Source organism: Halorubellus sp. JP-L1, from assembly GCF_011440375.1.
Taxonomy (GTDB): Archaea; Halobacteriota; Halobacteria; order Halobacteriales; family Natrialbaceae; genus Halorubellus.
Map to the genome: position 1 here is coordinate 231,552 of NZ_JAAOIR010000003.1, position 12,121 is coordinate 243,672.

Here is a 12,121-nt window from a genome sequence, read left to right on the forward strand (position 1 = left end):
GAGTCGGCCAGCTGGGCGTCAGTCGAAGTCGAACAGTTCGGCCGCGGTCTGCATGTCCTTGTCCCCGCGACCGGAGAGGTTGACGAGGATGGTGTCGTGCTCGCCGTCCTCGGCGAGCTGGAGTGCGCGCGCGACGCCGTGACTGGACTCGAGCGCCGGGATGATGCCCTCGGTCTCGCTGAGCTCTCGGAACGCGGCCAGCGCTTCCTCGTCGGTGACGCCGGTGTACTCGCAGCGGCCGACGGCGCGGAACATCGCGTGCTCTGGGCCGACGCCGGGGTAGTCGAGGCCGGCGGAGACCGAGTGCACGTCGACGTCGTCGTCGATGACGCGCGTCTTCATGCCGTGGATGACGTCGTCCTTGCCCTCGGCGAGCGGGGCGGCGTGGCGCTTCGACCCCCCGCCCTCGCCGCCGCCCTCGGCGCCGTAGAAGTCGACGTCGTCGTCCCGGAACGCGTGGAACAGCCCGATGGCGTTCGAGCCGCCGCCGACGCACGCGACCGCTGCGTCCGGGAGCCCGCCGGTTCGTTCGCGGAACTGCTCGCGGGCTTCGGTGCCGATGACGCTCTGGAAGTCCCGCACCATCCGCGGGAACGGGTCGGGGCCGACGACGCTCCCGACGAGGTAGTGGGTGTCCTCGACGTTCCCCGCGAAGTCCTCCAGGGCGGCGTCGACGGCGTCCCCGAGGCCCTGGCCGCCGCGCGTGACCTCGTTGACTTCGGCGCCCATGAGGCGCATGCGGAAGACGTTCATCTTCTGGCGCTCGACGTCCTTCTTCCCCATGTAGATCTCGGTGTCGAGGTCGAACAGCGCGCCGACCATTGCGGTGGCAGTCCCGTGCTGGCCGGCGCCGGTCTCGGCGATCAGGCGCTTCTTCCCGGCTTTCTTCGCGAGTAGCGCCTGTCCGAGGCAGTTGTTGATCTTGTGTGCGCCCCCGTGGAGGAGGTCCTCTCGCTTGAGGTATATCTCGGCGTCGTACGGGTCGCTCAGGTTCGCGGCGTGATACACCGGTGTCGGTCGTCCGGCGTACTCCTCGAGGTGGCGTCGGAAGTCCGCCTGGAACGCCTCCGACTGGCCGATGTCGTCGTACGCGGCGGCGAGCTGTTCGAGCGGTTCCTCGAGCGGTTCCGGGACGTGCCGACCGCCGTATCCCTCGAAATCACCTTGTGACATGTGCACATTGGACAACTACGGTCGGCCAAATAAAACTACGTCCCGGAATCGGCGTCGAAGACGCCGCTACCGGCCGTTCTGGAACAGTCCCGCCCATCATAGTTCGGATCGAGTAACTATCGTTCGGATTTGGGCTTCGTTGCGGAATCACGAACGACGGTGTGGGTTTCGCACGACAGCTGTTGCGTTTCGCGCGACAGATTTGCGTTCCACGCGAGGGCTTGCGTTCCGTGCGACAGCATTGCGTTCCGTGCGACGCCTTTGCGTTTCGCGCGCCAGCGCGGTTTCGGCGGGACGACGCCCCCGCTCGCTCACCCGTTCGACCGGTGGTTTCTTGCTGGTCGTTCGCATACCGAACACCATGCCATTCGGTCGCAGACTCCGGTGCGCCGGGAGGGGGGCGCGATGACCGTCGCGGACGACCTCCTCCAGCATCACCCGGAGACGATCCTCTACGGCGGGACGATCAGGACGGTCGACGAGGCCGACAGCGTCGCGGAGGCGGTCGCGATCCGCGACGGTCGATTCCTCGCGGTCGGCGACACCGACGAGGTACGCGACCTCGCCGGCCCAGAGACCGACGAACGCGACCTCGACGGCCGCACGGTGATCCCTGGCCTGATCGACTCGCACCTCCACCTCCGGCAGGTCGGGATGGACCTCGACCGGGTGACGCTCTTCGACGCGCGACGCATCGCGGACGTCCTCGACGCCGTCGAGGCCGAAGCGTCGTCGCTCCCCGACGGCGAGTGGGTGCTCGGCGGCTGGGGCTGGCACGAGAGCCAGCTCGACGAGGAACGGCTCCCGACCCGGTCCGAACTCGACGAGGTCGCGCCGGACAACCCCGTGTTCGTTCCGCGGGGCGCGCACGTCGCCGTGGTGAACACCGCCGCGATGGAACTGGCGGGCATCGACGACGACCGCGCCGACCCCGACGGCGGGACCATCGTCCGGAACCCCGACACGGGCAAACCCAACGGCGTCTTCCTCGAGAACGCACGGACGGAACTCCTGGAGCCGGTGCTGCCCGAGCGCGGCGTCGACGAGTACGTCGCCGACGTCGAGCGCGCGATGGACGAACTGAACTCGCGGGGCGTCACGGCCGCGATGGAACCCGGCCTGGAGCGCGAGGAACTCCGGGCGTTCCAGCGCGTCGCCGTCGACGGCGACCCGACGGTCCGGACCAACATGTACGTCCGCGTGTACGAACCGGACGACGTCCGCGACGCGGGGAGTTACTTCCACACCGGCTTCGGGAACGAGATGCTGAAGGTCGGCGGCGTGAAGTACATGCTCGACGGCGGCGTCGAGGGAGCGCGACTCTCCGACCCGTACCGCGTCGTCGACGAGGTCCAGGAGCAGGAGGACTACCACGGGCACTTCCTCCTCCCTGAAGGCGGCGAGGACGCGCTCTTCGAGGTGTTCGAGCTCGCCGCCGAGCGCGACCACCAGGTCCAGACGCACGTCGTCGGCGACGCAGCGATCGAACTCCTGGTCGACGCGTACGAGGCCGCCGACGAGGTCCGCGACATCGAACCGCTCCGGTGGACGGCGATGCACGTCTTCCTCCCCACGGACGACCAGATCGCGCGCATGAAGGACCTCGGCGTCCTCCCGACCGTCCAGAACCACTCGACGTACCTCGGGCGGAACATGGAGCTCCTCTGGGGCGAGGAGCGCGCCGCAGAGGCCATCCCCATCCGCACGCTCCTCGACGCGGGGCTGACCGTCGGCGGCGGCACCGACGCGCCCGTCGTCCCCTGGTTCCCCTTCGAGTCGATCTGGTGGATGGTGACGCGGAACACCGTCACCGCGGGCACGCTCGGCCCGGAGGAGGCCATCGAGCCCGAGGAGGCGCTGCGCCTCTGGACGCGCGACGCCGCGTACACGATGCACTGGGAGGACGAGATCGGCTCCATCGAGCCCGGTAAACGCGCTGACTTGGCCGTCCTGGACCGCGACGTGGTGACCTGCGACCCAGAGGCGATCCGCGATACCGAGGTCGAACTCACGATGGTCGGCGGCGACGTCGTGCACGACGCCTGACCGTCGTCGGCGAGTAGTCGCTGCCCTTCGTTCGTCGTCGCACAGCTGTTCGTTGCGGTCATTCCCATTGGAGACGGAACCGGCCGCTGGACCGGTCTCGTCCGCGTTTCCCGGGATGCCGAGGGGCAAACTTAGAAGTAGGACGTTTGCGATGTGTCACTACATGACGTATGTGATTGGTGTCGACACAGGCGGGACGTTCACCGATACGGTGGTCGTCGACGAGAGCGGATCGCGGGTGACGGGGAAGGCCGAGACGACGCCCGACGACCCGACGACCGGGATCGTGGACTCGCTCACCGACGCGACCAGGGAACTCGACCGGGACCTGGCGGGGATGCTCGGCGACGCGGACGTCCTCTTCCACGGGACGACGCTCACGACGAACACCGTCCTCGAACGGACGGGGAGCGACGTCGGCCTCCTCACGACGCAGGGACATCGGGACGCGCTCCACGTCGGCCGGACGACCACGCGAACGACCGGCCTCAGCGAGTACGAGATGCAGCACTACGCCTCCCAGAGCAAGCCCGACCCGATCGTCCCGAAGCAACGGATCAGGGAACTCGACGAGCGCATCGACTACAAGGGCGCCGAGATCGTCGAATTCGACGACGAACAGGCCCGCGAAGCCGTCCGCGACCTGGCAGCGGACGTCGACAGCCTCGCGGTGAACCTCCTGTGGAGCTTCGAGAACCCGAGCCACGAGCAGCGCGTCGCCGAGATCGTCGAGGAAGAGGCCCCCGATACCCCAACCTACCTCTCTCACGAGGTGACCGCGCGCCTCGGCGAGTACGAGCGCGGTGCGACCACCGCGGTCAACGCGTACACCGCGCCCGTCCTCGAGGCGTACGTCGACGACCTCGTCGACGAACTCGGCGCGGCGGGCCTGGACGCCCCGATCTACCTCATGAAGAGCACGGGCGGCGCGATGCCGCTCGGGGACGCGTCGACGGAGGCCGTGGCGACCATCATGTCCGGCCCGACCGGAGGCGTCATCGGCTCGCAGTTCCTCGGCGACGAGATCGGGACGGAGAACCTCATCTGTACGGACGTCGGCGGGACGAGCTTCGACGTCGGGCTCGTCATCGACGGCGAGATCCAGACGCGCCCGACGACCTCGGTCCACCAGTACACGCTCTACCAGCTGTCCGTCGACGTCGACTCGATCGGGAGCGGCGGCGGTTCCGTCGCGTGGATCGACGACGGCGGTGCGCTCCGCGTCGGCCCGGACTCAGCGGGCGCGGACCCGGGTCCGGCGTGCTACGGACTCGGCGGGGAGCGGCCGACCGTGACCGACGCCGACCTCCTCCTGGGCTACATCAGCCCCGAGTACTTCCTCGGTGGTCGCCGCGACCTCGACGTCGACGCCGCGGAGGCAGCGATGCGAGAGCACGTCGCCGACCCGCTCGACATGAGCGTCGAGGAGGCCGCGGCGGGCGTCTTCGAGATCGTCAACGGCGCCATGGCGGACCTGCTCCGCCAGATGACCATCGAACGCGGCCACGACCCGCGGGAGTTCTCCGTGCTCGCCTACGGCGGCGCTGGCCCGCTGCACGCGTCGTTCTACGCGGACGAGCTCGACGCCGAGTCCGTCGTCGTCCCGCTCGGCGACACCGCCTCCGTGTTCTCCGCGTTCGGCATCGCGTCCTCGGACCTCAACTGGGTCGAGGAGGTGTCGAACCCCGGCGTCGCACCGTTCGACCCCGACGATCTCGTCGGCACGTTCGACGACCTCGAGGCGACCATCCGGGAGAGCCTCGACGAGCAGGGCGTCGACGACGCGGACGTCTCCGTGTCGCGCGAGGTCGACCTCCGGTACCAGGGCCAGGTCCACCAGGTCTCCGTCGACGTCCCGACCGGCGACCTCGCAGAGAGCGACCTCGAGGCCCTCCTCGAGCGGTGGGAATCGAAGTACGAGTCGCTGTACGGCAGCGGGTCGACGTACGCCGACGCGGACGTCGAACTCGTCAACCAGCGCGTGCTCGCGAGCGCGTCGACGACCGACCCCAGCCTCGCCCCCGGCGACGTCGACGAACGAGCGGACGCCGACCGACAGGACGCCCAGGTCGGGACGCGCGACGTCTACTGGCCGGAGCCCTCGACGTTCGTCGAGACGGACATCTACGACGGCGAGCGCATCGCTCCTGACATGGAGATCGCCGGCCCGGCCATCGTCCAGCTCCCCGACACCACCGTCACGATCCGACCGCACCAGCGAGCGGACGTCGACGACTACCGGAACATCGTCATCACGGAGGCCTAAAGAGATGTCACAGATCCCAGGCGCGGACAAGTACACGGCGGAGGTATCGCTCGACGACGACGAGGTCGCAGACGACGTCTCGTTCCACGAGGTCCCCGAGGACTTCGAGCTCGACAAGGTGACGTTCGAGATCCTCCGGCATCGACTCGGACAGATCAACGACGAGCAGGGAACGACGCTGAAGAAGGTCAGCGGGTCGCCGATCGTCACCGACGCGTACGACTTCAACGTCACCATCGGCGACGAGCGCGGCGAGACGGTGAGCTTCGGGCCGTACGTGATGTACCACGCGAGCGTCACCGACCTCATCGTCCGGTGGATCCTCAAGCACCGCTCGGAGAACCCCGGCATCGAGGAGGGCGACATGTTCATCTGTAACGACCCCTGGATCGGCGCGGTTCACCAGAACGACACGGTCGTCCTCGCGCCCGTCTTCCACGAGGGCGAGATCTTCTCGTGGGTGAGCTCGACGCTTCACCAGGTCGACGTGGGCGGGAACGAGATCGGGAGCTTCGCCATCGAGGACGACGACGCGTGGGCCGAAGCCGAGCCCGTGCCGCCGACGAAGCTCGTCGAGGGCGGCGACATGCGGGCGGACGTCGAGGACCTGTTCCTCCGGAAGTCCCGCGCGGCGCCGAACGTCGGGATGGACCTCCGCTCGCAGATCGCGGGGAACAACGTCGCCATCGACCGCATCCACTCGCTCGTCGAGGACTACGGCGCGGACACGGTGAAGGCCGTGATGCGGGAGACGATGGACTACGCCGAGGAGAGCCTCCGGAGTCGCCTCCGGGACCTCCCCGACGGCGTCTGGCGGCACGTCGGCTACCAGGACGTCGCGAAGGCCGGCGACCGGAGCGTCTACGAGACGAGCCTCGCCGTCGAGAAGCGCGACGACGAACTCGTCTTCAAGGTCGACGGCGACGCGCCGGCGGGCGTCATCAACACGACGTACGCCGGCCTCCGCGGCGGGCTGGTCGCGCCGATGCTCCCGATGCTCTGTCACGACATGCCGTGGGCGCTCGGCGGCATCTATCGCGCGATGGAGATCGAGACCGCCGACAACATCATGGTGAACGCCGCCTATCCGGCCGGAACGGGGATGGCAGCGGTCGCCGGGACGTGGCATACCGTCAACGTCGCCACGCAGTGCATCTCGAAGATGCTGTCCGCGAGCGAGGAGCAGGAGGAGCACCTCGTCGCGGGCTCGTCGGGGTCGTGGGTGACGATGAACGTCATGGGGATGAATCAGTACGACGAGTTCTTCGTCACTCAGTTCATGGACCCGATGGCCGGCGGCTGGGGCGCTCGCAGCCACTCCGACGGCATCAACACCGCGGGCATCTTCGCGGCCCCCGGCGGCGCGGCGACGAACGTCGAGTCGAACGAGCTCGCGTTCCCGATGCTCTACCTCTACCGGAAGGAGGAGACGGACTCGGCGGGCGCCGGGACGTTCCGCGGCGGCGCGACCGCGAGCATGTGCTACGTCCCCCACGACACCGAGGGCATGGAGCACCTCGGGTCGACGTTCGGCATGGCGATCCCGACCAGTCAGGGCATCAACGGCGGTCATCCCGCGAACACGGCCCGGTACGAGATGCTGCGCGACTCGAACGTTCGGGACATCTTCGCGGACGGGTCGATTCCGAGCGACCGAACGGATGTCGACGGGGACCTCGAGGTGCTGCCGCCGAAGTACAAGACGATGCAGGGCCCCGACGACGTCTACTTCAGCATCTGGCAGGGTGGTGGCGGCTACGGCGACCCGATCGAGCGCGAGCCCGAGCGAGTGGCGGCAGACGTCCGCCAAGAGTACGTCTCCCGCGAGGAAGCCCGGCGCACGTACGGCGTCGTCGTCGACGACGACGGCACCGTCGACGAGGCTGCCACGGACGAGCGCCGCGAGGATATACGGAACGAGCGACTGACCGCGGAGAAGTGGGGTGAGGGCGAATGAGGCAGATGGACCTCCACCTGGCAGTCGACGACGGCCGCGTCGTCTGCCGCTCGTGCGGCGAAGACGTCTGTGCAGCGGACGAGAACTACAAGCTGCACGCGCTCTGCGACCGGAAGCCGCTCACGGAAGCCGGCCCCCTCATCAACGACCCGTCTGAGTACGTCGACGACGAGATGGAGTTCCGCCAGTTCTACTGCCCCGGCTGCGGGACCTTGCTGGAGAACGAAGTGATCGAGGCCGACCACGAACCCGTCCACGACAAACAGCTCTACGAGAGCTGAGCGCCCTGGAACGCTTCCTCCTTCGTCTCGGACGCGACCGTCGGGGACCGTCACTCGAAAAACACGTAACTCGGTGAACGTCACTCGGGGAACACGTCACGCACGCCGGCGACGCACCGCTCGAGCAACTCCGGGTACTCGTCGGGCTCGTACTGCTCGGTGAACAGTTCGACCTCGTACCACCCGTCGTAGCCAGCGGCCTCGACGGCGGCCAGGAGGTCGGTCAACGGCGCCTCGCCCTCGCCCGGAACGGCCCGGTCGCGAGGCTGGTCGCTCGGATGCCGCCAGTCGGCGACGTGAACCGCGGCGATGTCGTCGCCAGCGCGCTCGATGCCGTCGAACACCTCGGGGTCCCACCACGTGTTCCACGTGTCGTACATGACGCCGGCGCCGTCGACGCCGTCGACGAGCGAGAGCGCCTGGGAGAGCGTCACGACCGACGAGAACCGCGTCGCGTCGACCGGGTGGAGCGGCTCGAGTGCCAGTTCCACGCCCGCCTCCCGAGCTATAGGTGCGAGACGCTCGAGCGCCTCGCGGACGAGTTCGTCGCCCGCCGCCGCGCTGACCCCGAGTCGGGGGCCCGCGAGCACCATCAGGACGGGTGCGCCGAGCGTCGCGGCGTCCTCGATCGCCGCCTCGGCGTCGGCCACGGCCTCGTCGAACTCGTCGGCGTCCGTGAACCCACCGGCGAAGACGAGCGAACAGACGTCGAGGCCCGCGTCGTCGATCAGCGAGGCCGCCTCGGTCGGGTCGCCGTCGTACGCGGCCAGCTTGTCGCGCCAGACGCCGATCCCCTCCACGCCGTCGGTCTCGCCGTACGCTTCGACGTCCGCCTCGAACCCCCACTCCGCGGTCGTGATCTCGCTGATTGCGATCCGCCGGTCGGTCATCGTCGATCCCCGAACTGCGAGCTCGCGAGTGACGCCACCCGGTCTTTGACCTGGTCGACCCGCGTCTCCTCGGTAGTGAGCGACTGCGCGGCGTGATATCCCGAGATCGCGTTGACGCCCGCGCCCGGCCAGGTCGCCGCGCCGACCATGTAGAGGTCCTCGATCGGCGTCTCGTAGTTCCCCCAGTCGGCGAAGGGCCGCCACAGGAAGTTCTGTCGGACGTGGTGGCTCCCGGCGACGCTGTCGCCACCGACGAGGTTCGGGTTCGACGCTTCCAGGTCCGCTGGCGTGAACACGGTTCGGTCGAGGATCGCGTCCTCGATGCCGGGTGCGTACTCCGCGAGCTTCGCTATCACGCGGTCCGCGTACGGCTCGCTCGCGGCTTCCCAGGACGTCGCGTCGATCTCGCCCGCCGCGTCGCCCTCGATCTCGCTCGGGAGCGCTCGCACCTGCACCCAGAGGACGTGTTCGTCGTTCGGGGTCCGCGACGGGTCGACCGCGGTCGTCTGTCCGACGACGAGCAGCGGGGACTCGGGGAGCTGGCCGTTGACCGCGTCGGTGTACGTCTCCGCCATGTCCTCGACGTACGGGCCGACGTGGACGTACGCGAACTCCTCGACGCCGTCGGCGTCCCAGTCCGGACGCTCGGAGAGCGCGAGGTGGACCATCATCGTCCCCGGGCCGTAGCTGTACTCCTCGATCTGGTCGGCGACGGCGGGCGGGACGTCGCGGTCGGGGACGAGGTCCTCGAACAGCACCGTCGGCGTGAGGTTCGCGACGACGGCGTCACGTGCCCTGTAGCGATCCCCGGAGGCGAGTTCGACGCCGACCGCACGCCCGCGGTCGACGAGGACTCGAGACACTTCGGCGTTCGTCCGTACCTCGCCTCCCGAGTTCTCACAGACGCCAGCGAGTGCCTCAACGAGGTTCGACGCGCCGCCCTCGACGACGTTGATGCCGACCTCCATGTCGGTGAACGTCTCCAGGAACGGGAACATCGCGCCACCGGAGACGTCCGGCCCGAAGTCGAGGTGCATCCCCCACGGCGCGAGCAGCGCCTTCGCCTCCGCCGACGAGAAGTACGCGTCGCCCAGTTCGCGCGTGGAACTACTCACGATCTGGAGGAGGTCCAGCACGCCCTGGAACCCGATCTCGCGCGAGGCCGACAGCAGCTGGCGGGCCGCGCCGAGCGGCGTCAGCGGCGTCGCGTACAGGGGGAGCAGCGTCCGCTCGAACCGCCCGAACTCCCCGTATAGCTCCTGCCAGCCGGCCGCGTCGTCGGGGTCGTGGGACTCGAGTTCGGCGAGCGTCTCCTGCTCGTCCTGGTAGACGCGGAGCGCGGACGCGTCCGGGAACACGCTACAGTACGGCTTCGCGGAGTGCGCGAACGACAGCCCCTCGGCCTCGAGTTCCGACTGGAGGTCCTCCCAGACCGGCGATCCGAGGAACAGGTTCATGTTCGTCGCGTAGGCGTCGTGCACGAACCCGTCCCGCGTGAGTTCCGCACTCCGGACCGCCCCGCCGACCTCGTCGTTCCGTTCGAGGACGAGCGGTTCCAGGCCCGCACGTGCCAGATACGTCGCACAGACGAGGCCGTTGTGGCCGGCACCGACGACGATGGCGTCGTATCGCTCAGTCATGCGCGATCGCTACGGCGACGAAACCAGCGTTGTCGTACGAGAACATTACACAGGAAAGTGCCGGTCGAACCCTGATAAAATCTCGCCCGGACTGGCCCCCTGGACGGCTCAGCGCGCGCGATGCGAGTAGTCTCTCCTCACTCCGTTCGCTTTCGCTCCGTCCGTTCTCGCTCGCGCTCGCGGAGCGTCGAGCGCTTGATCTTCCCCGTCTCCGTGCTCGGGAGTTCGTCCACGTACTCGACCGCTCGCGGGTACTTGTACGGCGCGACGCGCTCCTTGACGTGCTCCTGGAGCGACTCGGTGAGGTCGTCGCTCGGGTCGTGGCCGTCGGCGAGGACGACGAACGCCTTCACGATCTTCCCCCGGACGTCGTCCGGGCTGCCGACGACCGCGCTCTGGTAGACCTCCTCGCGCTCCTGCAGGACGTCCTCGACCTCCGGGCCGGGGACGTTGTAGCCGCTCGTGATGATGAGGTCGCCGCGTCGCGACTTGTACTCGAACCGGCCGTCCTCGCGGTGGACGAAGATGTCACCTGGGCTACTCCAGCCGTCGGTGACCGTCTCGCGTTGCTTGTCGGGCCGATCCCAGTACGTGATGCCGGTCGGGCCGCGAACCTGGAGCAGGCCCGCCTCGCCCCGCGGGAGTTCCTCGCCCGTGTCGGGGTCGACCACGCGACACTCGTAGCCCGGTACTGGGTAGCCGGTCGCGGTCGGGTCCATCTCGTCGGAGAGCCGGTGACTGATGAAGATGTGGAGCATCTCCGTCGTCCCGATCCCGTCGCTCAACTCGATCCCCAGCTGCTCTCTGGCCTTCTCGTACGTGCTCGGCGGCAGCGGCTCGCCGGCGCTGACGCCCATTCGGAGCGAGGAGAGGTCGTACACGTCGGAGAGCTGTTCCTCGCCCGCCATCATCTGGTTGTACGCCGTCGGCGGCGACGCCATCAGCGTGACGTCGTACTCGTCGATCCCCTCCAGGAGCGAGTCGGGATCCGGGTCCTGGATGATGAGCGTGCTCGCACCGAACCGGAACGGGAACGCGACGAGGAACCCGTACCCGAACGTGAACGCGAGCGGCGCGTTGCTCGTGAAGACGTCCTCGGGCCGGGGCTCGAGGCAGTAGTTCGCGTAGCCGTCGGCGATCGCGAGCATCTGTCGGTGCGTGTGGAGCGTCCCCTTCTGCTTCCCGGTGGTCCCGCTCGTGTACGCCAGGAGGACGGCGTCGTCCCGTTTGGTGTCGTGCGCGGAGAGCGAATCGTCGGCCGCCTCGGTCAGGTCGTCGTAGTCGTGCTGGTCGTGATCGACGTCGTTCCGGCCCAGGACGACGATGTCCTCCAGGTGGTCGATGTCGCGCTCGTCCCGCGCCTCGAGGACCTCCTCGAGCAGGTCGTCGTAGACGACCGCCGTCGTCGCCCCAGAGTCCTCGACGACGTACCCGATCTCCGACGCCCGGAGGAGCTTCATCGACGGCACCGGGACCGCGCCGATCTTCTGGGCGGCCAGCACCGAGACGACGTACTCCGGTCGGTTCGGGAACCGGACGAACACCCGTTCGCCGGGCTCGACGCCCAGGTCGAGTAGGACGTTCCCCACGCGGTTCACGCGCCGCTGGAGGTCGGCGTACGTGATCGACTCGCCCTCGAAGTAGATCGCGACGTCGTCCCCTCGTCCCGATTCCACGTGTTTGCCGACCATCTCCACCGCGGCGTTGAGCTCCTCCGGATAGTGCAGTTCCGGTAGCGAGTGAAAGAGATCCGGTCGGTTTGCTTCGTCTGGCAGAACCCCCTCGTCTATCTGCTCCTGCATGATGTTCCCATGCCCTGCCAGCGTTAATAGTATTTTGTTCACACGTACCACGACCGTCATCGATGC

At 68.2% G+C, this 12,121-nt stretch carries 8 protein-coding genes; 4 read left to right on the forward strand and 4 right to left on the reverse strand.

Annotated features, from left to right (window positions below; genetic code table 11):
- Positions 1 to 18 precede the first annotated feature (18 nt).
- A complete protein-coding gene (gene trpB / locus G9C85_RS14890; RefSeq protein ID WP_166041402.1) occupies positions 19 to 1,173 on the reverse strand; it encodes a tryptophan synthase subunit beta in 1,155 nt (384 codons plus the stop codon).
- Positions 1,174 to 1,578: 405 nt separating this feature from the next.
- Here trpB and G9C85_RS14895 point away from each other — a divergent pair, with 405 nt between their 5' ends.
- From G9C85_RS14895 to G9C85_RS14910, 4 genes are all read left to right on the forward strand, one after another.
- A complete protein-coding gene (locus tag G9C85_RS14895; RefSeq protein WP_166041404.1) occupies positions 1,579 to 3,219 on the forward strand; it encodes an amidohydrolase in 1,641 nt (546 codons plus the stop codon).
- 163 nt (positions 3,220 to 3,382) lie between these two features.
- Positions 3,383 to 5,485, forward strand: a complete 2,103-nt coding sequence (locus G9C85_RS14900) for a hydantoinase/oxoprolinase family protein (RefSeq protein WP_166041406.1) — start codon at positions 3,383 to 3,385, stop codon at positions 5,483 to 5,485.
- Positions 5,486 to 5,489: 4 nt separating this feature from the next.
- Positions 5,490 to 7,442: a hydantoinase B/oxoprolinase family protein gene (locus G9C85_RS14905; RefSeq protein ID WP_166041409.1), complete on the forward strand. Its 1,953-nt coding sequence runs from the start codon at positions 5,490 to 5,492 to the stop codon at positions 7,440 to 7,442.
- Positions 7,439 to 7,723 (forward strand): acetone carboxylase subunit gamma, encoded by a 285-nt coding sequence (locus G9C85_RS14910; RefSeq protein WP_166041411.1) that lies wholly within the window; start codon positions 7,439 to 7,441, stop codon positions 7,721 to 7,723. The genes G9C85_RS14905 and G9C85_RS14910 overlap by 4 nt, the downstream gene beginning before the upstream one ends.
- An 80-nt stretch (positions 7,724 to 7,803) precedes the next feature.
- Here the strand turns inward: G9C85_RS14910 and G9C85_RS14915 are convergent, their stop codons facing one another.
- The 3 genes from G9C85_RS14915 to G9C85_RS14925 form a co-directional block, all read right to left on the reverse strand.
- Complete coding sequence (locus G9C85_RS14915; protein ID WP_166041413.1) at positions 7,804 to 8,613, reverse strand: sugar phosphate isomerase/epimerase; 810 nt, start codon at positions 8,611 to 8,613, stop codon at positions 7,804 to 7,806.
- Entirely contained in the window at positions 8,610 to 10,253 is a 1,644-nt protein-coding gene (locus G9C85_RS14920; protein ID WP_166041415.1) for an NAD(P)/FAD-dependent oxidoreductase, read from the reverse strand. Before G9C85_RS14920 ends, G9C85_RS14915 begins: the two co-directional genes overlap by 4 nt.
- A 137-nt stretch (positions 10,254 to 10,390) precedes the next feature.
- On the reverse strand, positions 10,391 to 12,055 hold the full coding sequence (locus G9C85_RS14925; RefSeq protein WP_166041417.1) for an acyl-CoA synthetase: 1,665 nt from the start codon (positions 12,053 to 12,055) through the stop codon (positions 10,391 to 10,393).
- Positions 12,056 to 12,121 lie beyond the last annotated feature (66 nt).